At 73.0% G+C, this 24,684-nt stretch carries 23 protein-coding genes; 20 read left to right on the plus strand and 3 right to left on the minus strand.

Translation table 11 applies throughout. The annotated features are described in order from the left end of the window. Positions 1–15: 15 nt before the first annotated feature. Positions 16–1,245 carry an Ig-like domain-containing protein gene (locus ACIBAD_RS20185; protein ID WP_398907926.1) on the minus strand — a complete coding sequence of 410 codons (1,230 nt, stop codon included), beginning with the start codon at positions 1,243–1,245 and terminating at the stop codon, positions 16–18. Between the two features lie 286 nt (positions 1,246–1,531). Between ACIBAD_RS20185 and ACIBAD_RS20190 the strand changes: the two genes are divergently transcribed. From ACIBAD_RS20190 to ACIBAD_RS20215, 6 genes are read left to right on the plus strand one after another with little or no spacing between them, the layout of a single operon-like run. Beyond that, positions 1,532–2,632, plus strand: a complete 1,101-nt coding sequence (locus ACIBAD_RS20190) for a lipid II:glycine glycyltransferase FemX (RefSeq protein ID WP_398907927.1) — start codon at positions 1,532–1,534, stop codon at positions 2,630–2,632. Beyond that, positions 2,629–4,296 carry a murein biosynthesis integral membrane protein MurJ gene (gene murJ / locus ACIBAD_RS20195; protein WP_398907928.1) on the plus strand — a complete coding sequence of 556 codons (1,668 nt, stop codon included), beginning with the start codon at positions 2,629–2,631 and terminating at the stop codon, positions 4,294–4,296. The genes ACIBAD_RS20190 and murJ overlap by 4 nt, the downstream gene beginning before the upstream one ends. Positions 4,297–4,347: 51 nt before the next feature. Then, positions 4,348–5,031: a response regulator transcription factor gene (locus tag ACIBAD_RS20200; RefSeq protein WP_053693505.1), complete on the plus strand. Its 684-nt coding sequence runs from the start codon at positions 4,348–4,350 to the stop codon at positions 5,029–5,031. Next, positions 5,028–6,470 (plus strand): ATP-binding protein, encoded by a 1,443-nt coding sequence (locus ACIBAD_RS20205; protein WP_398907929.1) that lies wholly within the window; start codon positions 5,028–5,030, stop codon positions 6,468–6,470. Before ACIBAD_RS20200 ends, ACIBAD_RS20205 begins: the two co-directional genes overlap by 4 nt. Continuing rightward, on the plus strand, positions 6,467–6,973 hold the full coding sequence (locus tag ACIBAD_RS20210) for a hypothetical protein (protein WP_134070020.1): 507 nt from the start codon (positions 6,467–6,469) through the stop codon (positions 6,971–6,973). The genes ACIBAD_RS20205 and ACIBAD_RS20210 overlap by 4 nt, the downstream gene beginning before the upstream one ends. A gap of 44 nt (positions 6,974–7,017) precedes the next feature. Then, on the plus strand, positions 7,018–8,289 hold the full coding sequence (locus ACIBAD_RS20215; RefSeq protein ID WP_398907930.1) for a cytochrome P450: 1,272 nt from the start codon (positions 7,018–7,020) through the stop codon (positions 8,287–8,289). Here the strand turns inward: ACIBAD_RS20215 and ACIBAD_RS20220 are convergent. Further along, the gene (locus ACIBAD_RS20220) at positions 8,249–8,974 is read right to left on the minus strand and encodes a hypothetical protein (RefSeq protein ID WP_398907931.1); all 726 of its coding nucleotides are present in this window, start codon (positions 8,972–8,974) and stop codon (positions 8,249–8,251) included. The genes ACIBAD_RS20215 and ACIBAD_RS20220 overlap by 41 nt on opposite strands. Before the next feature lie 120 nt (positions 8,975–9,094). Here ACIBAD_RS20220 and ggt point away from each other — a divergent pair, with 120 nt between their 5' ends. After that, on the plus strand, positions 9,095–10,909 hold the full coding sequence (ggt, locus tag ACIBAD_RS20225) for a gamma-glutamyltransferase (protein ID WP_398907932.1): 1,815 nt from the start codon (positions 9,095–9,097) through the stop codon (positions 10,907–10,909). Positions 10,910–11,093: 184 nt separating this feature from the next. Next, a complete protein-coding gene (locus tag ACIBAD_RS20230) occupies positions 11,094–11,933 on the plus strand; it encodes a glycosyltransferase family 2 protein (RefSeq protein ID WP_398907994.1) in 840 nt (279 codons plus the stop codon). Positions 11,934–12,025: 92 nt separating this feature from the next. Here ACIBAD_RS20230 and map read toward each other — a convergent pair whose 3' ends face one another. Beyond that, complete coding sequence (gene map, locus ACIBAD_RS20235; RefSeq protein ID WP_398907933.1) at positions 12,026–12,793, minus strand: type I methionyl aminopeptidase; 768 nt, start codon at positions 12,791–12,793, stop codon at positions 12,026–12,028. Between the two features lie 64 nt (positions 12,794–12,857). Between map and ACIBAD_RS20240 the strand changes: the two genes are divergently transcribed. From ACIBAD_RS20240 to ACIBAD_RS20295, 12 genes are all read left to right on the plus strand, one after another. Then, the gene (locus tag ACIBAD_RS20240) at positions 12,858–13,109 is read left to right on the plus strand and encodes a helix-turn-helix transcriptional regulator (protein WP_134070010.1); all 252 of its coding nucleotides are present in this window, start codon (positions 12,858–12,860) and stop codon (positions 13,107–13,109) included. 338 nt (positions 13,110–13,447) lie between these two features. Then, positions 13,448–13,828 (plus strand): PPOX class F420-dependent oxidoreductase, encoded by a 381-nt coding sequence (locus ACIBAD_RS20245; protein WP_134070008.1) that lies wholly within the window; start codon positions 13,448–13,450, stop codon positions 13,826–13,828. 46 nt (positions 13,829–13,874) lie between these two features. Beyond that, on the plus strand, positions 13,875–14,237 hold the full coding sequence (locus ACIBAD_RS20250) for a hypothetical protein (RefSeq protein ID WP_398907934.1): 363 nt from the start codon (positions 13,875–13,877) through the stop codon (positions 14,235–14,237). After that, positions 14,141–15,490 (plus strand): hypothetical protein, encoded by a 1,350-nt coding sequence (locus ACIBAD_RS20255; RefSeq protein ID WP_398907935.1) that lies wholly within the window; start codon positions 14,141–14,143, stop codon positions 15,488–15,490. The genes ACIBAD_RS20250 and ACIBAD_RS20255 overlap by 97 nt, the downstream gene beginning before the upstream one ends. Before the next feature lie 151 nt (positions 15,491–15,641). Further along, entirely contained in the window at positions 15,642–16,484 is an 843-nt protein-coding gene (locus tag ACIBAD_RS20260; protein WP_366104874.1) for a nitrilase-related carbon-nitrogen hydrolase, read from the plus strand. Next, positions 16,481–17,776 (plus strand): aspartate aminotransferase family protein, encoded by a 1,296-nt coding sequence (locus ACIBAD_RS20265; protein ID WP_398907936.1) that lies wholly within the window; start codon positions 16,481–16,483, stop codon positions 17,774–17,776. The genes ACIBAD_RS20260 and ACIBAD_RS20265 overlap by 4 nt, the downstream gene beginning before the upstream one ends. Positions 17,777–17,792: 16 nt before the next feature. Further along, positions 17,793–19,193: a dihydropyrimidinase gene (hydA, locus tag ACIBAD_RS20270; protein ID WP_398907937.1), complete on the plus strand. Its 1,401-nt coding sequence runs from the start codon at positions 17,793–17,795 to the stop codon at positions 19,191–19,193. A gap of 9 nt (positions 19,194–19,202) precedes the next feature. Then, positions 19,203–20,204 carry a TIGR03842 family LLM class F420-dependent oxidoreductase gene (locus ACIBAD_RS20275; protein ID WP_398907938.1) on the plus strand — a complete coding sequence of 334 codons (1,002 nt, stop codon included), beginning with the start codon at positions 19,203–19,205 and terminating at the stop codon, positions 20,202–20,204. Positions 20,205–20,239: 35 nt separating this feature from the next. Next, positions 20,240–21,772 (plus strand): NCS1 family nucleobase:cation symporter-1, encoded by a 1,533-nt coding sequence (locus tag ACIBAD_RS20280; protein ID WP_398907939.1) that lies wholly within the window; start codon positions 20,240–20,242, stop codon positions 21,770–21,772. A 42-nt stretch (positions 21,773–21,814) separates the two neighbouring features. Then, on the plus strand, positions 21,815–22,639 hold the full coding sequence (locus tag ACIBAD_RS20285) for an inositol monophosphatase family protein (RefSeq protein WP_134070001.1): 825 nt from the start codon (positions 21,815–21,817) through the stop codon (positions 22,637–22,639). Between the two features lie 97 nt (positions 22,640–22,736). Continuing rightward, on the plus strand, positions 22,737–24,155 hold the full coding sequence (locus ACIBAD_RS20290; RefSeq protein WP_398907940.1) for a phytoene desaturase family protein: 1,419 nt from the start codon (positions 22,737–22,739) through the stop codon (positions 24,153–24,155). Further along, the gene (locus ACIBAD_RS20295; protein WP_134069999.1) at positions 24,155–24,667 is read left to right on the plus strand and encodes an O-acetyl-ADP-ribose deacetylase; all 513 of its coding nucleotides are present in this window, start codon (positions 24,155–24,157) and stop codon (positions 24,665–24,667) included. Before ACIBAD_RS20290 ends, ACIBAD_RS20295 begins: the two co-directional genes overlap by 1 nt. Positions 24,668–24,684 lie beyond the last annotated feature (17 nt).

The following is a 24,684-nucleotide window of genomic DNA, read 5'->3' on the forward strand; positions in this document are numbered from 1 at the left end:
TGTCAAGTGCGCGGATCAGCCGTTCTGGGGTGTGGCGCCCGCGCCGCCCGCCAGGGCGCTCTTGGCCTTCCACTCGTCCCAGGAGAGGTTCCACTCGCCGTAGCCGTTGCCGATGTCGGCCTTGCCCTTGGAGCCGTCGCCGGTGACCTCCACCAGGTCGCCCACCTGGGCCTCGGCGAACAGTTCCTTCGCGTTGGAGTCGCTCATGCCCACGCAGCCGGAGCTGGTGTTGGCCCGGCCGAAGTTGCCCGTGTTCCACGGGGCGGCGTGGATGTACATGCCCGACCAGGTCACCCGCATCGAGTAGTCGACCATCTTGTCGTAGGAGTCGCCCAGGCCCACCGTCTGGGAGTCCATCCGGATGGTGCCCTCCTTGGACATCAGCACCATCTTCCCGGACCAGGAGGCCTTCTGGCCGCCGGGCGTGCCCGCCGAGACCGGGATGGTCTTCACGGCCTGGCCGTCCTCGGTCACCGTCATCTTGTGGGTGTCGAGGTCCACCTGGAGCCGGCGGTCCTTGCCGATCTTGAACTCGGTGTTGTAGTCCTTGACGAACATCCCGCCGCCCTGGCCCGAGTCCACCCCGTTGAGGTTCATCTCGACCTTCACGTCGGTGCCGGACTTCCAGTACTCCTTCGGCCGCCAGTCCACCCGGTCGTTGCCGGTGTAGTCCTTGAACCAGCCCCAGGAGCCCTCGGTGTTGTTCGAGGTGGTGACCTTCAGGTGCTTCTCGACCTCGGCCTTGTTCTTCACCGGGTTGTCGAAGACGATCGAGACCGGCTGGGCGATGCCCACCACCGGGTTGGCCTTGCCCGGGTTGATCGTGACCTTGTTCACCTTGTCCGCGGCGACCGTCTTGAACTGGGCGCTCGCGCTCTGGCTGTCGGTGTTCTGCGCCTCGACCTTGTAGTCCGTGCCCGGTGAGGCGTTGCGCTCGGAGGTCCACGTCTTGCCGTCGTCGGCTATCTTCCCGGGCAGCTCGCCGCCCTTGCCGTCGGACACCTTCACCAGGGCCAGCTTCCCCGCGGCGAGGGTCACCTTCACCGGCTCGCCGGGCTTGGCCTGGTCGCCCGTGAGGTTCACGGATATCGCCATGTCCGGCTTCTTCTTCGCGTCCGCAGTGCCGGAAGCGCCCGCGCTCCCGTTTCCGCCCGAGCCGCCGCAGGCGGTCAGCGCGGCGGCCATGAGTGCGGTCCCGGCCAGCATGGCGTGGCGACTGCGTGCGGTACGGCGTGTGCGGCTCAACGAAAACCCCTCCAAGTAATGATCGTTCGCAGATGGAGATGCGGACGGCACGACTTTAGGTTGCACAATCCGCCGAAAGAATCCGACTTTCGGTTGTGACGTGGACCGCAGCGAAACGGTCATCGTCCGGTCACAAACGCCGCGCACGCCGGTCACGGACTCCTGTGAGAGTCAGGTGTGTCCCGCATCCCCGGATGTACAGGAAGGCCGATTCGCCGTGTGCGCACTGCTCGTGACCCCTGCCCAGCGACACCAGTCCCCGGAGCGGGAGCTGAGTGTGCGTGCGATGTCCGTACCGGAATACCAGGGCTTCCTTTCGGGTAACCGGAACGCCAGCTTTCTCCAGTACCCGTCCTGGGCCGAGGTAAAGGACCTCTGGCGCTCGGAAAGGGTCGGATGGCACTACCCCGACGGGCAAATAGCCGGTGCCGGACTGGTCCTCTACCGCCAATTCCCCGGCACCCGCAAATACTTCGCCTACCTCCCCGAAGGCCCGGTCGCCGACTGGTGCGACCCGCACCTCGACCGGTGGCTGGACCCCCTCAAGCGGCATCTGCGCGCGGCCGGCGCCTTCGCCGTCCGGATGGGGCCCACGCCCGCCTACCGCCGCTGGGACGCCGCCGCCGTCAAAGCCGCCACCGGAGCGGGCCGGCAGATCTCCGACGTACTCGCCACCGAGGTCGACCCGGTCGGCGCCGCCCTCGCCGACCGGCTGCGCACCCGCGGCTGGAAGCGCTGCGGCGGCGAGGACGACGGCGACGCCCAGCCCCGCCACGTCTTCCGCGTGCCGCTCGCCGGCCGCTCCCGCGAGGAGCTGTGGTCCGGCCTCAACCAGGAGTGGCGGCGCAACGTCCGCAAGGCCGAGAAGGCGGGCGTGCAGACCGTCCTCGGCAGCGCCGCCGACCTGCCCGAGTTCTACCGGCTGCTGCGCATCACCGAGGAGCGCGACGGCTTCCGCCTCGGCCGCTCGCTCGCCTACTACGAGCAGCAGTACGAGGTCCTCAACGCCGAGGCGCCCGGCCGGATGCGGCTCTACCTGGGCGTCCACCAGGGCGAGATCCTCGCCGCGCACACCATGATCGTGGCCGGGAAGCGGGTCTGGTACCAGACCGGCGCCTCCGCCGACCACCGCCGCGAGGTCCGCCCCAGCAATGCGCTCCAGTGGCGGATGATGTGCGACGCCCACGACCTCGGAGCCGAGGAGTACGACATGCGCGGGGTACCCTCCACCCTTGACCCCGACGAACGTTCTTTCGGGCTGCTGCGCTGGAAGCTCGGCACCGGCGGGCAGGTCGTCGAAACGCTCGGCGAGTGGGAGACCCCCATGGACGGATACGCCAACACGGCGCTCTACAAGGCATTCCAGGCCTACCTGGCCCGCCGGTGACCACCACCGACACCAGACCGGCCACCGGCCCCTCCGCCGAAGCTGCACCGGGGAAGAGCTCGGTGCTACGCAGCGGCGCCCTCATGGCGGCCGGCTCGATCGTCTCCCGCGCCACCGGGTTCGTCCGCTCCGCCGTCGTCGTCGCCGCGCTCGGCACCGGGCTGCTCGGCGACAGCTACGCCGTCTCCAACACCGTCCCGAACATCCTGTACATGCTGCTCATCGGTGGCGCGCTCAACGCGGTCTTCGTCCCCGAGCTGGTCCGGGCCGCGAAGGAGCACCAGGACGGCGGGGCCGCCTACACCGACCGGCTGCTCACCGCCTGCACCGCGGCGCTCGTCGTACTGACGGCCGTCGCCGTGCTGGCCGCGCCGCTGATCGTCGCCGCGTACACCCCGTACACCGGCGGCCAGGCGAGCACCACCGTCGCGCTGGCCCGGTACTGCCTGCCGCAGATCCTCTTCTACGGGCTGTTCACCCTGCTCGGCCAGGTACTCAATGCCCGCGGCCGGTTCGGCGCGATGATGTGGACCCCCGTCCTCAACAACTTCGTGATCATCGGCGTCTTCGGGCTCTTCCTGTACCTCTCCCACGGCGCCCCGGACGGCCTGACGGCCGGCGAGACCCGCCTGCTCGGCCTCGGCACCACCGCCGGCATCGTCATCCAGGCCCTCGCGCTCGTCCCCTCGCTGCGCGCCGCCCGCTTCCGCTGGCGCCCCCGCTTCGACTGGCGCGGCCAGGGCCTCGCCCGCCCGCTGCGCAACGCGGGCTGGCTGGTCATGCTCGTCTTCACCAACCAGATCGGCTACTGGGTCGTCACCCGGCTCTCCACCGCCACCGGGCACCGGGCCGTTGAGGCCGGCCTCGTCGGCGGCGCCGGCTACACCGCCTACAGCAACGCCTACCAGCTGTGGATCGTCCCGCAGGGCATCATCACCGTCTCCCTGGTGACGGCCCTGATGCCCCGGATGAGTTCCGCGGCCTCCGACGGCGACCTCGGCGCGGTCCGGCGGGACGTGTCGTACGCGCTGCGCTCCAGCGCCGCCCTCGTCGTCCCCGCCGCCGCGCTCTTCGCCGCCCTCGCCCCCTGGGTGATGGGCAGCGTCTTCGGGTACGGGCGCACCGGCGCCGCCGACACCGAGGCCATGGCCGGGATGCTGGCGGCCTTCGCCCCCGGCCTGATCGCCTTCTCCGGCCAGTACGTCCTCTCGCGGGCCTTCTACGCCCTCTCCGACACCCGGACCCCGTTCTTCCTGAACCTGGTCATCGCCGGCCTGAACGCCGGGCTTTCGGCCGCCGCCTACCTGCTGCTGCCCCCGCGCTGGGCGGTCACCGGCATGGCCGGCGCCTACTCCGCGGCCCTGTTCGCGGGCCTCGCGGTGACCGCGTACACCCTCGCGCGGCGACTCGGCCCGCGCACCGGGACCCGAACGCAGCGCCGCGCCACCGCCGTCCGCACCCACCTGCGGCTGCTGACCGCCTGCCTGCCCGGTGCCGCCGCGGCCTACGCGGCCGCCCGGGCCGCCGACGGCCTCGGCGACTTCGCCTCCGTCGGTGCGGGAACCGCGGCGCTCGCGCTGGTCGTCGTCCTCCTCGCCAGGCCGCTCGGCCTCACGGAAATCACCGACCTGCTGGACTCCCTGCGGCGCAAGACCAGCCGTTAGCGGGAGACGAGAGCGAGAGCGAGCCTTCGAGCCGTCTTGGATAATGACCGGATGCCACGCGTACTGCTGATCGAGGACGACCCTTCCATCCGGGAAGGAGTGGGCCTCGGCCTGCGCCGCCGCGGCCACGAGGTGGCCGCCGCCGAAACCGGCGAGGCGGGCCTCGCGCTGATGGGGACCTTCCTCCCGGAGCTGGTCCTGCTCGACCTCATGCTGCCCGGGATGAACGGCGTCCAGGTCTGCCGCCGCATCCGCGAGACCAGCCAGCTCCCGATCATCATGCTGACCGCCCGCGGCGACGACTTCGACATAGTCGTGGGCCTCGAAGCCGGCGCCGACGACTACATCGTCAAACCCGCCCGCACCGAGGTCATCGAGGCCCGCATCAAGGCCGTGCTGCGCCGCCTCGGAGCGCCGGCGGGCAGCCGCCCCGAAGTCGAGTTCCACGGCGAGCTCGCCATCGACCGGGCCGGACTGACCGTCGCCAAGAACGGCGAGCGCGTCCCCCTCGCCCCCAGCGAGATCAAACTCCTGCTGCACCTGTCCGCCTCGCCCGAGCAGGTCTTCTCCCGCCAGCAACTCCTCGAGTACGTATGGGACCACAGCTACCACGCCGACGCCCGGCTCGTGGACGCCTGCGTACGCCGCCTGCGCACCAAGGTCGAGGACCCCGCCGGCAGCCCCCGCTACATCCAGACCGTGCGCGGCTTCGGCTACCGCTTCGGCCCGCTGTGAGGCGCATCGCGCCGCTCGGGCTGCGCACCCGCCTGATCGCGGCCTTCCTGCTCGTCGCCGCGATCAGCGCGGTGACCACGGCCACGCTGACCTACCAGCAGGCCCGCACGGCGGTGCTCAAGCAGAGCCAGGACACCGCGGTCAGCACGCTGCGCGACCAGATCGAGACCCAGCCCCTCGATCTGCCGCTGGACCAGGCACAGCTCCAGCGGATCGTCACCGAGCTGGGAAAGAGGGGCAAGCCGAACCCCTGGAACGTCTTCGGCGAGTACGGCACCCTGCGCGCCTCCAGCACCAGCGCGCCCACCTCCACCGTGGTCACCGAAGAGCTCCGCCGCCAGGTGACGGCCCATCCGCACGGCGCCTTCCAACGGGTGACCGATCCTGCGGGCCGACCGTACCTCGCCGTCGGCATGCCGGCCGTCTGGCTCCACCACGACGCCCGGGAACCCACCGGCCTGGTCCTCTTCGCGACGATGCCGCTGACCACCGAGGGCAAGACGGTCGAGGCCATGGTCGAAGCCGCCAAGCGCGGCGCCGTCCCGGGTCTCGCCATCGCCGTCATCCCCGCCCTGCTCGCCGCGCGCAGCGTGCTGCGCCCCGTGCGGGACATGCGTCGAGCCGCCCAGCGGCTCGGCAGCGGCCGTCTCGACACGCGGATCGAGGTCCGCGGCTCCGACGAGCTCGCCGGACTGGCCCGCACCTTCAACGAGACCGCCGTCGCCCTCGAACAGTCGGTGGACGAACTGCGGGAGGCCGAGGCCCGGGCCCGCCGCTTCGCCTCCGACGTCTCCCACGAACTGCGCACCCCGCTGGCCGGGATGCTCGCCGTCACCGAGGTCCTGGACGAGGAGGCCGAGAACCTCGACCCCGACACGGCCGCCGCCCTGCGGCTGGTCAGCGCCGAGACCGGAAAGCTCGCCGTCCTCGTCGAGGACCTGATGGAGGTATCCCGCTTCGACGCCCGCGCGGCCGAGCTCAACCTCGACGACGTGGACGTGGCCGAGGCGGTGCGGAAGACCCTTGAGCGCCGCCACTGGGACGACGAGCGGGTGCTCACCGACCTGCCGTCGCAGGTCCGCGCCCGTCTCGACCCGCGCCGCTTCGACGTGGTCCTCGCCAACCTCGTCGGCAACGCCCTCCGGCACGGCGGAGCCCCGGTCCGCGTCGGCGTGCGCACGCAGCCGCGGCCCGACGGCCCCCGGCTGCTGATCGAAGTCGCCGACAGCGGCCCCGGCATCGCCCCCGAGGTGCTGCCGCACATCTTCGACCGCTTCTTCAAGGCCGACGCCGCCCGCACCCGCTCCGCGGGCAGCGGCCTCGGGCTCGCCATCACCCTGGAGAACGTCCGGCTGCACGGCGGCACCCTGCGCGCCGCGAACGCCGCCGCCGGGGGAGCGGTGTTCACCCTCGACATGCCCCTGGAGGCCGACGCGTGATCCGGACACGGGCGGCCGCGGCCGCCGCCGCCCTGCTGCTGGGAGGACCGCTGCTCACCGGCTGCGGGATCAAGCCCACCGGGGTCATCGAGAGCGGGGCCGCCGGGAAGGTCGTCGTGCCCGGGCCCGGGACCAAGGGGACGGTGTACCTCGTGTCGTCCGACGGGCGGCTCTTCCCCATACCCGACAAGGAGCAGCCCTCGGTGTCGGAGACTCCGCTCCTCGTACGGCTGCTCGTCGGCCCCACCGAAGCCCAGAAGGCCGCGGGCCTGGAGACCCGGCTGCCCGTGCTGGACATCAAGAATCAGGGCGCCAGCGCCGGGACCAGCATGTTGTCGGCCGACACCATCGGGGTCGGCGTGCCGTTCAAGGTCGCCACCCTGTCCGAGACGGCCCGCCAGCAGCTGGTGTGCACGGTGGCCTCCACCGACCCGCGCTACCAGGTGGTCCTGCTCGGCCCGGACGCCGACATCGGCCCCGCCCGCTGCGAACTCGGCAGCTGACCCTCCCCTTGCGGCGGGGCCGGTGCGCCCGCCACCGTGGCCCCATGGACCCCGCCGCGTACGTGCCCGACGTGTTCGACCCCCGGATCTACGGGGCCGGGATCCCGTACGAGAGCTACCGGCTGCTGCGCGAGCACCACCCGGTCGCCTGGCAGGAGGAGCCGGAGATCGCCGGCTGGCCCGCCGGCCCCGGTTTCCGGGCGGTCACCCGGCACGCCGACGTGGTCCGGGTGCTGCGCGACCACGCCACGTACTCCTCCTGGCTGGGCGCGACCCAGATCCGCGACCCCGACCCCGCCGACCTGCCGTTCCTGCGGCGCACCATGCTCAACCAGGACCCGCGCCGCGCCGCGGGCGACCACGGGCGGCTGCGCCGGCTGGTCTCCCGCGCCTTCACCCCTGCCCGCGTCGACGCCTTCGCCGGCCGGGTCCGCGAGCGGGCCCGTACGCTGCTGGCCGCCGCCCGGGACGGGGCCGAGGACGGCGCCGCCGACCTGGTCGCCGCGGTCACCGACGAGTACGCGCTGCTCAACCTGACCGACCTGCTGGGCGTTCCGGAAGCCGACCGGGGCCTGCTGCTGGAGTGGACCGTACGGATCATCGGCTACCAGGACCCCGAGGACGCGCCCGCGCCCCTGCTCGGCCCCGACGGCAAGCCCCTGAACCCGCGCTCCCCGGCCCTGCTCGGTGAGATGTTCGCGTACGCCCGGGAACTGGCCGCCCACAAGCGGGCCCACCCCGGCGACGACGTGATGACCGCGCTCGCCGGGGCCGGACTGGACCCGGCCGAACTGGAGATGTTCTTCTTCCTGCTCACCGTCGCGGGCAACGACACCGTGCGCAGCGCGGCCCCCGGCGGCCTGCTGGCCCTGGCCGGGGATCCGGACGCGTACCGGCCGCTCGCCGAGGGGCGGGTGGCGATGCACACGGCGGTGGACGAACTGCTGCGCGTCCACCCGCCGGTGCTCAGCTTCCGCCGCACCGCCGCCGTCGACACCGAGCTCGCCGGGCACCCGATCCGCGCCGGGGACAAGGTGGTGGTCTTCCACGCCTCCGCCAACCGCGACGAGCGCGTCTTCACCGACCCCGGGCGCCTCGACCTCGGCCGGACGCCCAACCCGCACGTCTCCTTCGGCGACGGGCCGCACGTCTGCCTCGGCGCCCACTTCGCCCGGCTCCAGCTGCGCGTGCTCTACGAGGAGTGGCGCGCGGCCATGCCTGCCCCCGAACTCGCGGGCCCGCCGCGCCGGTTGGTGTCGAACTTCATCAACGGGATCACGCGTCTGCCGCTGCGGGTGTCCGGGCCTGCCGGGTGACGTCCGCCAACAGGTCGACCACGTCCGGGCCGTAGGCGTCGGAGTTGTTGACCTTCAGCACCACGCAGAAGGAGTCACCGCGGTAGCGGCGGGCCAACTCCTCGTGGTGGCGGGCCAGGTAGCGGGCGCCCGCCTGGTTGCTGATCGCGGTCTGCCCGGAGACGAGGAACACCGGGCGGCTGCCCGGCCCGGTCGTCAGCCGGGCCAGCAGCACGTGGTCGATCTGGCCCTTCTGCCAGCGGTACGCCTCCCCGCCGACGTGGATCGCCCCGCGGTCCGGACCCGGCTCGCGGGAGAGGTCGACCCGCACCCCCGGCAGCATGGAGGCCAGGTGCGCCGCCGTCCGGGCGTTGGACACCGGCCCGCCCACGCAGAACTCGGCGCGCTCGCCGAAGCCCTGGCGGACGGAGTCGTGGGAGACGATCTGGAGATTGGCCCCGCAGTCCTTGATCAGGGCGGATATCTCCAGCAGCGCGAAGGCGTCGTTGCGGTGCACCGACCCCTCCGTGCCGCCCATCTGCCGGTTGACCACGAACAGGCAGTCGGAGCCGGTGGGCAGGCCGAAGAAGGCCTGCTTGCGGCGCAGCGTACGGCGCCACAGGTAGGTCCGGGTGAACCAGCCGAAACCGCCGCTGATCGCGGTGGCCACCACCCCGAGCACGATGTTGCGCACGTCGTCGTTCATGCGCCGGATGCTAGCCCGCAGGGCGTCTTCCTGACGCGGGGGGTGCGGTGAAGTTACAGTGCCGAGTCAGGGTTCAGGCCTGTCCGGTGGGGTGCGGCAGGCCGTCGACTGGAGGTTCGGATGCGTCGTTCCGCCACACGTCAGTTAGCGCTCGTCGCACTCGCCGGAGCGCTGGTGTCCACCGGCGCGGCCGCCCCGCCGTCAGCGGCGCCCGGCGGCGCTTTTGGCGCTCCCGCGAAGGTACCGGTCGCCGCCGGGTACGGCGGTGCCGTCGCCAGCGTCGACGCCGACGCCTCGGCGGCAGGCATCGCGGTCCTGCGTTCCGGCGGCAACGCCGTGGACGCCGCCGTCGCGACGGCCGCCGCGCTCGGGGTGACCGAACCGTACTCGGCCGGCATCGGCGGCGGCGGCTACTTCGTCTACTACGACGCCGGGTCCCGCCGGGTGCAGACCCTCGACGGCCGCGAGACCGCGCCCGCCACGGCGACGGAAGGCCTGTTCCAGGAGAACGGCGTCCCCATCCCCTTCGAGCAGGGCCAGACCAGCGGCCGCAGCGTCGGCGTCCCCGGCACCCCGGCCACCTGGAAGAGCGCGCTGGACGCCTGGGGCACCCGCTCGCTCGGCCAACTCCTCAAGCCCGCCGAGAAACTGGCGCGCGACGGTTTCACCGTCGATACGACGTTCCGGGCCCAGACCGAGCTCAACCGGGACCGCTTCAAGGACTTCCCGGACACCGCGAAGCTGTTCCTGCCGGGCGGGGAGCTCCCGGTGGTCGGCTCCACCTTCAAGAACCCCGACCTGGCGGCCACGTACGCCGAGTTGGGCCGCAAGGGCACCGGCGCGCTCTACCGGGGCCCGATCGGCGAGGACATCGTCCGGGCCGTCCGCAAGCCCCCCGTGGACCCGGCCGCCACCCGGATCGTCCGCTCCGGCGACCTGACCACCGGGGACCTGCGCGCGTACGGGACCAAGCGGCAGGCGCCGACGCAGGTGGGCTACCGGGGACTCGACGTGTACAGCATGGCGCCCTCCTCCTCGGGCGGCACCACCGTCGGCGAGGCGCTCAACATCCTGGAGCGCACCGACCTTTCGAAGCTCTCCGAGACCCAGTACCTGCACCGGTACATCGAGGCCTCGCGGATCTCCTTCGCCGACCGCGGACGCTGGGTCGGCGACCCGGCCGCCGAGAACGTGCCGACGCGGGAGCTGCTCTCGCAGCGCTTCGCCGACTCGCGCGGCTGCCTGATCTCCCCGGACCGTACTCTGACCAGCCCGCTGGCCCCCGGCGATCCGCGCCACCCGGCTGCCTGCGGCGGCTCCGGCCAGGCCGCCCCGACCACGTACGAGGGGGAGAACACCACGCACCTGACGGTCGCCGACCGCTGGGGCAACGTCGTCTCGTACACCCTGACCATCGAATCCACCGGCGGCAGCGCGATCACCGTCCCGGGCCGCGGGTTCCTCCTCAACAACGAGCTGACCGACTTCTCCTTCGCCCCGGCGGCCCCCGGGGTACCGGACCCGAACCTGCCCGGCCCCGGCAAGCGGCCGCGCTCGTCCATGTCCCCGACCATCGTGCTGGAGCACGGGCGTCCGGTGCTCGCGGTGGGCTCGCCGGGCGGCGCCACCATCATCACCACCGTCCTGCAGACCCTGATCGGGCACCTGGACCGGGGCCTGCCGCTGGTCGACGCCATCGCGGCGCCGCGGGCCAGCCAGCGCAACCAGACCACCACCGAGCTGGAGCCGGGCCTGTGGAACAGCCCGCTGCGGGCACAACTGGAGGCGCTGGGCCAGGGCTTCCGGCAGAACCCGGAGATCGGCGCGGCGACCGGGGTCCAGCGGCTCCCGGACGGCCGCTGGCTGGCCGCGGCCGAGACGACCCGGCGCGGCGGGGGCTCGGCGATGGTGGTCCACCCGTACGGGAAGCCGTAGGGTTCCGCGGGTCCGCAGCGGGCGGCGAAGGCCGGTGGTCACCGGCTGAAGATCAGCGTGCGAACGCGCGCCGCCGGTGGCGGACGCCGGACTCGGCGACGGTACGCTCGTCGTCCACCTGGCCCGGAAGGAAGTGGTGGTGGTGGTCGTGACCCGGCCGCGTGTGGGTGTCGCCGTGCTGACGATGGGCGACCGGATGCCTGAACTGCTGGCTCTGCTCGCCTCGGTGGCGAAGCAGGACGAGCCGGCGGCCCGGGTCGTGGTGGTCGGGAACGGGACGGCCCTGCCCGGCCTGCCCGAGGGCGTGACCGTGGTGGAGCTGGAGGAGAACCTGGGGGTGTCCGGCGGCCGGAACGCCGCCTGGCGCCGCCTGCGGGACTTCGGGGACGTCGATGTCCTGGTGGATCTGGACGACGACGGCCTGTTGGTCGAGGCTGACGTGTTCCGGCGGATCGCCGACCTGTACGCGGCGGAGAGCCGGCTGGGCATCGTCTCGTTCCGGATCGCGGACGAGACCGGGACCACGCAGCGGCGGCACGTGCCCCGGCTTCGGGCGGGTGACCCGATGCGGCGGGGCCCGGTGACGACGTTCCTGGGCGGCGGGCACGCCCTGTCGATGCCGATGCTGGAAGAGACCGGCGGCTGGCCGGACGCCTTCTTCTTCACGCACGAGGAAACGGACCTGGCCTGGCGGGCCGTCGACCGCGGCTGGGACATCCTCTACGAACCGCAGCTGGTCCTCCGGCACCCGAAGACGTCCCCGGCCAGGCACGCGGTCTACTACCGGATGACGGCCCGCAACCGGGTCTGGCTGGCCAAGCGCCACCTGCCCGCCGTCCTGGTCCCGGTGTACCTCGCCTCGTGGGCGGCCTACACCCTCGTCCAACGCCCCACGCCGGCAGGACTCAAGTCGTGGTGGGCCGGGTTCTTCGAGGGCGTGCGGACCGCGTGCCCGCCGCGTCGACCCATGCGGTGGCGCACGGTGTGGCACATGACCCGACTGGGTCGCCCACCGGTGATCTAGGGAGTGTCTTACGGATCACGCCGTGAGCCCGGCCTGATCCGTAGGACACCCCTGGCCCCGCGGCGCCGTTTCGAAGGCCGTTCCCCTGCGGCTCAGAGGGCGGTGAGGATCCTCGGGCCGTCGGCGGTGATCGCGACCGTGTGCTCCGTGTGCGCGGCGCGGCTGCCGTCGACGGTGCGCAGGGTCCAGCCGTCCGGGTCGCAGCGGTAGTCGTCCCCGCCGCCCGCGATCAGCATCGGCTCGATCGCGAGGACCATGCCGGGGCGCAGCTGCATGCCGCGCCCCGGCCGGCCCTCGTTGGGCACGCCCGGATCCTCGTGCATGCTGCGGCCCACGCCGTGGCCGCCGAAGTCCTCCATGATCCCGTACCCGGCGGAGCGGCAGACCGTGCCGATGGCGTACGCGATGTCGCCGATCCGGTTGCCCGGCCGCGCGGCGGCGATGCCGGCCGCGAGGGCCGCCTCGGCGGTCTCGATCAGCCGCAGGTCGGCGGGGCGGGGGCGGCCGACGGTGAAGCTGACCGCCGCGTCCCCGACCCAGCCGCCCAGCTTCGCCCCGCAGTCGATGCTGACCAGGTCCCCGTCGCGGAGCCGGTAGCCGTCGGGGATGCCGTGCACGATCGCGTCGTTGACCGAGGCGCAGATCACCCCGGGGAAGGGCACCGGCGCGAAGTGCGGCCGGTAGCCGAGGAACGGCGAGCTCGCGCCGGCCTCGGCCAGTACCGCGCGGGCCGCCTCGTCCAGGTCCAGCAGGGACGCCCCGACCCGCGCCGCCTCCCGCGCGGCGGCCAGGGCGTGGGCGACGACCCGGCCCGGCGCGCGCATTGCGTTGATCGATTCTTCCGTCTTCAGTTCCACCATTCCAATAACTATACCGGTATAACTTTAACGGGATAGTTATTGGGTGAGGCGGTAGGATGGGGGCATGGTCCGTACCCCCCTCACCCCCGAAGAGCGCGAGCGCGGCGAACGCCTCGGCGCGTTGCTGCGCGAGGCCCGCGGCGGCCGCAGCATGGTCGAGGTCGCGGCGAGCGCGGGGCTGTCCGCCGAAACCCTCCGCAAGATCGAGACCGGCCGCGCGCCGACCCCGGCCTTCTTCACCGTGGCCGCCCTCACCGAGGCGCTCGGGCTGTCCCTGGACGACGTGCTGCGCCGCTGCGCGTTCGTGCCGGTCTGACGTTCGGCCACATCCGGGCCGGCCTCCGGGCCCGGCCTTCGGCATGGGACTCCGTCGAGGTGGCCCGAGGTCCCGCCGGGGCCGCGGACCTGCGGTTTCTTTCGGGCGGGCCCGGCGGGCCGAACGGCCCAATCGGCGGTGGGGGCGGGCCGGAGCGGGGCAAGCGTGAAGGCGTGTCGACCTCGAACGCTTCCCAACGACTCGGTTTCGCACTCCTCGGCGCCCTGCTGGCGGCCGGTCTGCTGCTTGCCGCGTGCCCGGCACCGGAGGGCCGGGCGTCCGCCCGGGATCCGGCTGCGCGGCCGGCCGCGCCCCGGGGGCCGTCGTAGGCTCCGGGGATGACTCTCGATGAGCTGAACCAGGGCAAGTACGTCAGCCTCACCACCTTCCGCAAGGACGGCACGCCCGTCGCGACGCCGGTGTGGGCCGTGGCCGACGGGGGCGAGCTGTACGTGTGGACGCGCAGCGACTCCTGGAAGGTGAAGCGGATCCGCAACAACGGGCGGGTCACGGTCCGCGCCTGCGACGTGCGGGGGCGGGTCGCGGAGGGTGCGGCCGTGCTGGAGGGCGAGGCGCGGCTGCTGGACGAGGCGGGGCTGACGCGGGTGCGGAAGCTGATGTCGCGGAAGTACACGTGGCAGTTCTGGGCCGTGGACCTGCCGGCCGCGCTGGTCCGGCGCGGGAAGCGCCCGCACACCGCGATCGCCGTCAAGCTTTGAGATTCCCGTAGCCCGCCCGTAACACCGGTGGGGTCCAATGCGGGGCATGGAGACCGCGACTTCGCAGGCGATCGGTCAACTCTCGGGCTACTTGCGCGGGTTGACGCAGAGACTCGATCCGGGGACGGGCTGGTACGGAGAATTCCTGCGCCGGGATCCGCAGGGTCTGCGGGCCTGCCTGGACGGAGCCGCGATGCCCCCGTGGGACGTGGTGGAGTCGCTGCTCGGCGACCTCGCGGCGATCAGGGGCGCGCAGTTCGCGGCGCGGGAGCGGGAGCACGCCGCCCGGCTGCGGGCCGCGGCGGTCGCGGTGTGGGACAGGCTGCCGGGCGGCGCGGAGGAGCTGCGACCCTGCTGGCGGCGGCCGCCGACCAGCGCTCCGTCTCGGAGGCGGCGAACCGCACCCTGACGGCCCGCCTGGCCGCGGCTCGGGACCCGGCGGAGGCGGAGGCCCTGACCCGGGAACTGGCCTGGATCCAGGACGACACCGCCAGGGCGGCCTCCCGCCACGAAGACCTCGCGTCCCGCCTCGGGGCCCTGGAGGCACCGGCCGCCCCGCCCTCGTTACACCCGGACCCCGCCCCGCCCGAGCCGGGGTGGCCCGCAGGCCCCTGGCCCGCCGAGGCCGAACCGCCGGCCGGCGCCGGGGCCGTGGTGGGCGAGGCCGGGCCGGTGTCCGGGGTGCCGCGGCAGCGGGAGGCGGGGGAGGAGCGGACCGAGCCGCCCGTCGGGCGGGCCGAAGCCCGGTGGCTGCGCGGGGCGCGGCGGGCCGGCGGGGCCCGGTACGCGGGCGCCGCGGCCCCGGCCCCCGAGCCCTTCACCCCACCGCCCGGCCACCCGGACGGGCCCGCGGCCGCACCGCGCGGCGCCCGCTTCGCCCACGCCGAGCCGCGCACCGAGCCGCGCACGGAGCCGGCCCCCGGGCCCGACCCCGGGTCGGGCACCGCGGCCGGGCCCACCGCTCCCCGCCGGTCCCGCTCCGGAACGGCGATCGGCCGCCCCCGCTTCGCCCCGCCCGAGCCGGAGCACTTCAGCCCACCCCAGCCGGAGCACGCCGCCCCGGCGGAGCCGGAGAGCCGGTCCGACGCCCCGGGGTGGGACGGACCGGCCGCCGCGCCCGCGGTGGAGGGGCCGGGGCCCGGCGGGATCGCCGCGGTGATCGGGGAGTTGCTCGGACTGCGGGCCCGGGGGCGGGGCGGGGAGGCCCACGCGCTGCTGTGCGAGGCCGCCGCATGGCCCGCCGCGTGGCTGCCCGGGTTCGCCGACGAGCTGGTCCGCGCCGGGCTCGGGGCGGACTGGGCCACGCTGCTGTGGGAGGCGGCCTCGCTCCCGCCCGAGCGGCTCGCCGCGGCGGCCGCCGCCCTCGGCGAAGCCGGCCGGCACGCCGACTGCGAGGCCCTGCTGCGCCAGGGCGCGGCCCGCCCCGCCGCCGAGATCGCCGACGCCGCCCTGGCCCTGGCCGGGACCGGCCGGACCCGCGAGGCCGACGCCCTGCTCGGCGCCTTCGTCAAGGTCCGCACCGCAGAGGAGGCGGTCCGCCTCGCCCGCCGTGATCCGCAGTGGTTCACGCCCCGGCTGCTCCGGGCCGCGGAGGCCCTCTCCGACGCGCACCACCGTGACCTCGTACACGCCCTGCGGGTTGCGAAACCGCCCGTCCATTGAGCGGATTCGACCATCCGCTGTCATTACTTGATCGACTCACCCAACCGCGCACGGCGGTCTTGCCCCGCGGTGTGACGCGGCCTACGTTCTACTCCCTACGCACACCGTCTACGTGCGTAGAACTCGGCGTTCCCGTCGCGAGGAGCAGCTCATGGCCCAAGTCGTCCGCGCCGCACTCGTCCAGGCCACCTGGACCGGAGACACCGAGTCGATGATCGCCAAGCACGAGGAGCACGCCCGGCGGGCAGCCGCCGACGGCGCGCAGATCATCGGCTTCCAAGAGGTGTTCAACGCCCCCTACTTCTGCCAGGTCCAGGAACCCGAGCACTACCGCTGGGCCGAGGCCGTCCCCGACGGCCCCACCGTCCAGCGGATGCAGGCCCTCGCCCGCGAGACCGGCATGGTCATCGTCGTACCGGTCTTCGAGCTCGAATCCGAGGGCTTCTACTACAACACCGCCGCCGTCATCGACGCCGACGGCAGCTACCTCGGCAAGTACCGCAAACACCACATCCCCCAGGTCAAGGGCTTCTGGGAGAAGTACTACTTCCGCCCTGGCAACCTCGGCTGGCCCGTCTTCGACACCGCCGTCGGCCGGGTCGGCGTCTACATCTGCTACGACCGCCACTTCCCCGAGGGCTGGCGCGCCCTGGGCCTGGCCGGGGCCCAGCTGGTATACAACCCCTCCGCCACCCACCGGGGCCTGTCCTCCTACCTGTGGCAGCTGGAGCAGCCCGCCGCGGCCGTCGCCAACGAGTACTTCGTCGCCGCGATCAACCGCGTCGGCCAGGAGGAGTACGGCGACAACGACTTCTACGGCACCAGCTACTTCGTCGACCCCCGCGGCCAGTTCGTCGGGGAGGTCGCCAGCGGAAAGGACGAGGAACTCCTCGTCCGGGACCTCGACTTCGACCTGATCAAGCAGGTCCGCGACCAGTGGGCCTTCTACCGCGACCGCCGCCCCGACGCCTACGGAGGGCTCGTTCAGCCGTGACCAACCCGATTCCCCTGCACAGCCGCCACCAGGCCGTACTGCCCGACTGGCTCGCGCTCTACTACGACCGCCCCATCGAGCTCACGCACGGCGAGGGCCGCCACGTCTGGGACGCCGACGGCAACCGCTACCTCGACTTCTTCGGCGGCATCCTCACCACGATGACCGCCCACGCGCTGCCCGAGGTCACCAAGGCCGTCGCCGAACAGGCCGGCCGGCTGATCCACTCCTCCACCCTGTACCTCAACCGCCCGATGATCGAGCTGGCCGAGCGGATCGCCGCCCTGTCCGGCATTCCCGAGGCGCGGGTCTTCTTCACCACCTCCGGAACCGAGGCCAACGACACCGCCCTGCTGCTGGCGACCGCGTACCGCCGCTCCAACCAGATCCTGGCGATGCGCAACAGCTACCACGGCCGGTCCTTCTCGACCGTCTCCATCACCGGCAACCGCGGCTGGTCCCCGACGAGCCTCTCGCCGCTCCAGACGTACTACGTCCACGGCGCCGTCCGCACCCGAGGCCCCTTCGCGCACCTGGACGACGCCGCCTTCACCGCGGCCGCCGTCGCCGACCTCGAAGACGTGCTCGGCCAGGCCCGCGGCGGGGTCGCCGCCCTCATCGCCGAGCCGATCCAGGGCGTCGGCGGGTTCACCGCCCCGCCCGACGGGCTGTACGGGGCCTTCCGCGAGGTGCTCGACCGGCACGGCATCCTGTGGATCAGCGACGAGGTGCAGACCGGCTGGGGCCGTACGGGAGACAACTTCTGGGGCTGGCAGGCGCACGGGCGGAGCGGCCCGCCGGACATCCTCACCTTCGCCAAGGGCATCGGCAACGGCATGTCCATCGGCGGGGTCGTGGCCCGCGCCGAGGTGATGAACTGCATCGACACCAACTCCATCTCCACCTTCGGCGGTTCCCCGGTCACCATGGCGGCCGGCGTCGCCAACCTCGCGTACCTGCTGGAGCACGACCTCCAGGGCAACGCCCGCCGCGTCGGCGGCCTGCTCCTGGAGCGGCTGCGCGCCGTCTCCGCCGCCGTGCCCGCCGTACGGGAGGTCCGCGGCCGGGGCCTGATGGCCGGCCTGGAGCTGACGAAGCCCGGTACCGACGAGGCCGACCCGGCCGCGGCCGCCGCCGTACTGGAGGCCGCCCGCGAGGGAGGCCTGCTGCTCGGCAAGGGCGGCGGGCACGACACCAGCGTGCTGCGCATCGCGCCGCCGCTCTCCCTCACCGTCGCCGAGGCGGAAGAGGGCGCCGAGATCCTCGAACGGGCCCTGCACAGCATCGTGTGACCGGAAGGCGCCGCACATGTCCATCCGCACCCTCATCCGCGGCGGCCTCGTCATCACGGCCGCCGACGAGCTCCACGCCGACGTCCTCATCGAGGACGGCCGCGTCGCCGCCCTCGCGGCCCACGGCTCGGCGGCCGCCGACGCCTGGACGGCCGACCGCACGATCGACGCGAGCGGGAAGTACGTCATCCCCGGCGGCGTCGACGCCCACACCCACATGGAGCTGCCCTTCGGCGGGACCGCGGCCTCGGACACCTTCGAGACCGGAACCCGGGCCGCCGCCTGGGGCGGCACCACCACCATCGTCGACTTCGCCGTGCAGAGCATGGGCCAGGCCCTGCGCCAGGGACTCGACACCTGGTACGACAAGGCCGACGGCAAGTGCTCCATCGACTACGCCTTCCACATGATCCTCTCGGACGTCAACGAGGGGACCCTGAAGGAGATGGACCACCTGATCGGGGAGGGCGTCACCTCCTTCAAGCTGTTCATGGCCTACCCCGGGGTCTTCTACAGCGACGACGGGCAGATCCTGCGCGCCATGCAGCGGGCCTCCGGAAACGGCGGGCTGATCATGATGCACGCCGAGAACGGCATCGCGATCGACGTGCTCGTCGAACAGGCCCTGGCCCGGGGCGAGACCGACCCGCGCCACCACGGCGAGGTCCGCAAGGTCCTCCTCGAAGCGGAGGCCACCCACCGGGCGATCCAGCTCGCGCGCGTCGCCGGATCCCCGCTGTACGTGGTCCACGTCTCGGCGCAGGAGGCGCTTGCCGAGCTCGCGGCCGCCCGCGACAAGGGCCTGCCGGTGTTCGGCGAGACCTGCCCGCAGTACCTGTTCCTGTCCACCGACCATCTCGAAGAGCCCGATTTCCAGGGCGCCAAGTACGTCTGCTCCACCCCGCTGCGGCCGAAGGAGCACCAGGCCGCCCTCTGGCGGGGTCTGCGGACCAACGACCTCCAAGTGGTCTCCACCGACCACTGCCCGTTCTGCTTCCGCGGCCAGAAGGAACTCGGCCGCGGCGACTTCTCCAAGATCCCGAACGGGCTGCCGGGGGTGGAGAACCGGATGGACCTCCTCCACCAGGCCGTCCTGGACGGCCACATCAGCCGTCGGCGCTGGATCGAGATCGCCTGCGCGAGCCCGGCCCGGATGTTCGGCCTCTACCCGCAGAAGGGCACGATCGCGCCGGGCTCCGACGCCGACATCGTCCTCTACGATCCGCACGCCGAGCAGGTCATCTCCGCCGAGACGCACCACATGAACGTGGACTACTCGGCGTACGAGGGCAGGCGGATCACCGGACGCGTCGACACCGTGCTCTCCCGCGGCGAACTCGTCATCGACCGGCGCGAATACACGGGCCGGGCCGGCCACGGGGTGTTCATCCCCCGCTCCACCTGCCAGTACCTCTAAGGAGCCGTGATGGACTTCGGCCTCGTCCTCCAGACCGACCCGCCCGCCTCCCGGGTCATCAGCCTCATGAAGCGCGCCGAGCGCAACGGCTTCCGCTACGGCTGGACCTTCGACTCGGCGGTCCTGTGGCAGGAACCCTTCGTCATCTACAGCCAGATCCTCGCGAACACGCAGAAGCTGCACATCGGGCCGATGGTCACCAACCCCGGCACCCGCACCTGGGAGGTCACCGCCTCCACCTTCGCCACACTCAACGACATGTACGGCAACCGCACGGTGTGCGGGATCGGCCGCGGAGACTCGGCGATGCGGGTCGCCGGACGCAAACCGAACACCCTGGCCCGGCTGGGAGAGGCCATCGACGTCATCCGGGACCTCGCCGAGGGCCGGGAGGCCGAGGTCGACGGCAATGCGCTGCGGCTCCCGTGGGTCCGCGACGGGAAGCTCCCCGTCTGGATGGCCGCGTACGGGCCGAAGGCGCTCGCCCTGGCCGGCGAGAAGGCGGACGGGTTCATCCTCCAGCTCGCCGACCCCTACCTCACCGAGTGGATGGTCGGCTCCGTCCGGCAGGCCGCCGAACGGGCCGGGCGCGACCCGGACGCGGTCACCATCTGCGTCGCGGCGCCGGCGTACGTGGGCGACGACCTGGCCCACGCCCGCGACCAGTGCCGCTGGTTCGGCGGGATGGTCGGCAACCACGTGGCCGATCTCGTCGGCCGCTACGGCGAACACTCCGGCATGGTGCCGGACGCCCTCACCGAGTACATCAAGGCCCGCGAGGGCTACGACTACAGCCACCACGGCCGCGCCGGGAACCCGTCCGCCGACTTCGTGCCCGACGAGATCGTGGACCGCTTCTGCCTGCTGGGGCCGCCCGAGGCCCACATCGAGAAGCTGCGGACCCTGCGCGACCTGGGCGTCGACCAGTTCGCCGTGTACGACATGCACGACGCGCAGGAGGCCACCATCGACGCCTACGGACAGCACGTCATCCCGGAGCTCAGAGCCTGATCCCATCCCGACCGACCCGAAGGGGCGTGCGCACCATGCCGGACCACCCGATCGGCGACACCGGGGACCGCGTCGAGCTCGCCCCCGGCTCGGTCCCCTCCGACGGCCGCTTCACCAACCCCGACCTGCTCCCCGTACCGGTCGCGGACCGGCGCTGGACCACGTACAACTTCACGGCCCTGTGGGTCGGCATGGCGCACAACATCCCCTCCTGGCTGCTCGCCTCCGGGCTGGTGGCCCTGGGGATGGACTGGAAGCAGGCCGTCTTCACCATCGCGCTGGCCAACGTCATCGTGCTGGGGCCGATGCTGCTCACCGGGCACGCGGGCCCCAAGTACGGGATCCCGTTCCCGGTACTGGCCCGGGCCTCGTTCGGGGTGCGCGGGGCCAATCTGGCCGCGCTGATCCGGGCGGCCGTGGCCTGCGCCTGGTTCGGGATCCAGACCTGGATCGGCGGATCCGGGATCTACGTGCTGCTCGGCGAGATCTTCGGCGGCTGGGCGGGAGCCGCGGAGATCGGCGGCGAGCCGTGGCCGCTGTGGCTGTGCTTCGCCCTCTTCTGGGCCCTCGAACTCGCCATCATCTACCGGGGGATGGAGACCCTGCGGCGGTTCGAGAACTGGGCCGCGCCCTTCGTCATCGTCGGCGCGCTGGCCCTGCTGGTGTGGATCGGGGTGAAGGCGGGGGGCTTCGGCGAACTGCTCGACCAGCCCTCCCGGCTCGGCTGGGGCGCGGAGTTCTGGACGGTCTTCTTCCCCGCCCTCATGGGGATGATCGCCTTCTGGTCCACCCTCTCGCTCAACATCCCGGACTTCACGCGCTTCGGCGCCGGACAGCGCTCCCAGATCCTCGGACAGACGCTCGGGCTGCCGACGACGATGACCCTCTTCGCGCTGCTTTCGGTGTTCGTCACCTCCGGCTCGGAGGCGGTGTACGGGGCCCCGATCTGGGACCCGGTGGAGCTCGTCGCCAAGGCCGACAGCGTCTTCGGCCTGCTCTACGCCCTGGTCACCGTACTGGTGGCGACGATCTCGGTGAACATCGCGGCCAACGTCGTCTCCCCGGCGTACGACCTGTCCAACCTGGCCCCCCGCCTGATCGACTTCCGCAGGGGCGCCCTGATCACGGGTGTCGTCGGCGTGCTGATCATGCCGTGGAAGCTGACCTCCACCCCCGAGCTGTACATCTTCACCTGGCTCGGCCTGGTCGGCGGACTGCTCGGCACGGTCGCCGGCATCCTCATCGCGGACTACTGGATCGTGCGGCGCACCCGGCTGTCGCTGGCCGACCTCTACCGGGCGGGCGGGCCGTACTGGTACACGGGCGGCTGGAACGTCCGGGCCCTGGTGGCCTTCGCGGTCGGCGGGGTGCTGGCCATCGGCGGCTCGCACTCGGCCCCCGGCAAGGGCCCCTTCCCCGAGGACGGCCTGATCCCCCTCCTGAAGCCGCTGGCGGACTACGGCTGGGCGGTCGGGCTGACCGCGTCCCTGCTGCTCTACACGGCGCTCATGCACGGGGCGCGCCCCGGTTCACCGGGGGGCCGTCCCGGGTACGGCAGACCGACATGACGACCAGTGGGGTTTGTCAGCCCGGCATGGTGTGATGGGGGCATGATCGAAGAGTTCCTGGCCCGAGACCTGTCCGCAGTGGAAGAAGCCGTCCGCAAGGCGGCGGCGGTCGAGATCATGCCGAGATTCCGGCAGCTCGCCGACCACGAGGTCGACCAGAAGAGCGGCCCGCACGATCTGGTGACCGTCGCCGACCGCAAGGCCGAGGAGCACCTCACGGCCTCCCTGACGCGCCTGCTGCCCGGCTCCGCCGTCGTCGGCGAGGAGGCGGTCCACGCCGACCCGACCGTGTACGGGGCGCTGCGCGCCGACGCGCCGGTCTGGATCGTCGACCCGGTGGACGGCACCCGGCAGTTCGTCGCCGGCGACCCGGCGTTCTGCACCCTGGTGGCCCTGGCCCACCGCGGCGAGATCCTCGCCTCCTGGACCTTCGCCCCGGCGCTGGAGGAGCTGGCGACCGCCGTCCGAGGGCAGGGCGCCTACGTCAACGGCGAGCGGATCCACAGCGGTTCGCCGGAGCAGGGCGCCGACCTGCGGATCGCCATGGCCCACCCGCTGTACACCTCCGAAGCGGACAAGGCCGCCCTGTCCCGGCTCGACGTCCCCGGGGTCGCCGCCCGGCCCTGCGGCTCCGCGGGCCTGGAGTACCTGAAGGTGGCCCGCGGGGAGATGGACGGCCTCGCCTTCACCTGGCCCTCGGCGTGGGACCACGCGGCCGGCCTGCTGCTGGTCGCCGAGGCGGGCGGCGCGCAGAGCACCGTCGCCGGGGTCCCGTTCCGGGTGGACCGGGACAACGAGCTGCCGTTCGCCGTGGGCCGCGACGAGGCCACCGCCGTCCGGATCCGCGAGCTGCTGCGCGGCGCGTGAGCCGCCGGCCCGCGCCCGGCCGGGCGCGGGCGGGTCCCCGTATGGACGGGGCGAATATCCTGGGAGCGCAGCCGCCGCCGGACGAAGGAGTCTCAAGGTGCCGTCGATTCTCGATGCCGTCGTGGTGGGGGCGGGGCCCAACGGGCTGACGGCCGCCGTCGAGCTGGCCCGGCGCGGCTTCTCGGTGGCCGTGTTCGAGGCCGCGGAGACGGTCGGCGGCGGGGCCCGCACCGAGGAGCTCACCCTCCCGGGCTTCCGGCACGACCCCTGCTCGGCCGTGCACCCGCTCGGCATCGGCTCGCCGGTGTTCTCCACCATGCCGCTGAAGCGGTACGGGCTGGAGTGGCTGCACGCCCCGCTGCCCATGGCGCACCCCTTCGACGACGGCACGGCCGCCGTGCTCTCCCGCTCCGTCTCCGAGACGGCCGCCTCCCTCGGAGCGCGGGACGCGGGCACGTACCGGAGGCTGGTGCAGCCCTTCCTCGGCAAATGGGACACCCTGGCCCGGGACTTCATGTCCCTGCCCTCGACCGCCCTGCCCCGGGACCCGCTCACTCTGGCCCGCTTCGGGCTCGCCGGACTGCCGCCCTCCACCTGGCTGCTGAGCCGTTTCCGCGAGGAGCGGGCGCGGGCGCTGTTCGCCGGGCTCGTCGGGCACGTCATCGCCCCGCTGGGCGGGATCGGGACGAGCGCCGTCGGCCTGGTCTTCGCCCTCGCCGCGCACGCCGGCGGCTGGCCCCTGCCGCGCGGCGGCTCCCAGTCGATCTCGGACGCCCTCGCCGGGTACCTGCGCGACCTCGGCGCCGCGGTCCACACCGGCTTCGAGGTCAAGCGCCTCGACGACCTGCCGCCGGCCCGGGCGTACGTCTTCGACACCTCGCCGACCGCGCTGGCCCGGATCGCCCGGCTGGGGCGCGCGTACGACGGCTACAAGTACGGCGCCGCCGCGTTCAAGCTCGACTACGCCCTCTCCGGCCCCGTGCCCTGGACCGCCGAGGCGCCGCGCCGGGCCGGCACCGTCCAGATCGGCCCCCGCGCCCGCGACATCGACGCCGCACTCCAGCTGGCCACCGGCGGGCGGGCCCCCCGCAACCCCTTCCTGATCACCGCCCAGCCCAGCCTGGTCGACTCCGGCCGGGCGCCCGAGGGCAAGCACGTGTTCTGGGCGTACGGGCACGTCCCCGCGGGCTGGGGCGGCGACCTCACCGACGCCGTCGAGCGGCAGATCGAGCGCTTCGCCCCCGGATTCCGCGACCTGGTGCTGGCCCGCGCCACCGCCGGCCCGCCGGAACTGGCCGCCCGCAACCCCAACTACGTCGGCGGCGACATCGCCTGCGGCGCGGCCTCCGGGCTCCAGCTGCTGCTGCGCCCCAAGCTGTCCCTGTTCCCGTACACGACGGCCCACCCGGCCGTGTTCCTCTGCTCCTCCGCCACCCCGCCCGGCCCCGGAGTGCACGGCATGTCCGGGCACAACGCGGCCAAGGCGGTCTGGCGCCACCTGCGAAGGGCCCGCTGATGGTGCGCATCACCCTGGTCCGGGGCGACATCACCGCAGAGCACGCGGACGCGATCGTCAACGCGGCGAACTCCTCGCTGCTGGGCGGCGGGGGAGTGGACGGCGCCATCCACCGGCGCGGCGGCCCCGAGATCCTGGACGCCTGCCGGGCGCTGCGCGCCTCCCGGTACGGCAAGGGCCTGCCGACGGGCCGGGCCGTGGCCACGACGGCGGGCCGGCTCCCGGCCGACTGGGTGATCCACACGGTGGGCCCGGTCTGGTCCCGGGACGAGGACCGCTCGGAGCTGCTGGCCTCCTGCTACCGCGAGTCCCTGCGGGTCGCGGCCGAGCTGGGGGCCCGTACGGTCGCCTTCCCGGCGATCTCCACCGGCATCTTCGGCTGGCCGATGGACGACGGAGCCCGCATCGCCGTCGAAACGGCCCGGGCGGCTGCCGCGGCGCCCGTCGAAGAGGTCCGCTTCGTCCTCTTCGACGAGAAGGCGTACGCGGCCTTCGAGGCGGCGCTGGGGTAGCCCCGGGCCGGGGCGAT

This window comes from Streptomyces sp. NPDC051109, assembly GCF_044455885.1.
GTDB lineage: Bacteria > Actinomycetota > Actinomycetes > Streptomycetales > Streptomycetaceae > Streptomyces.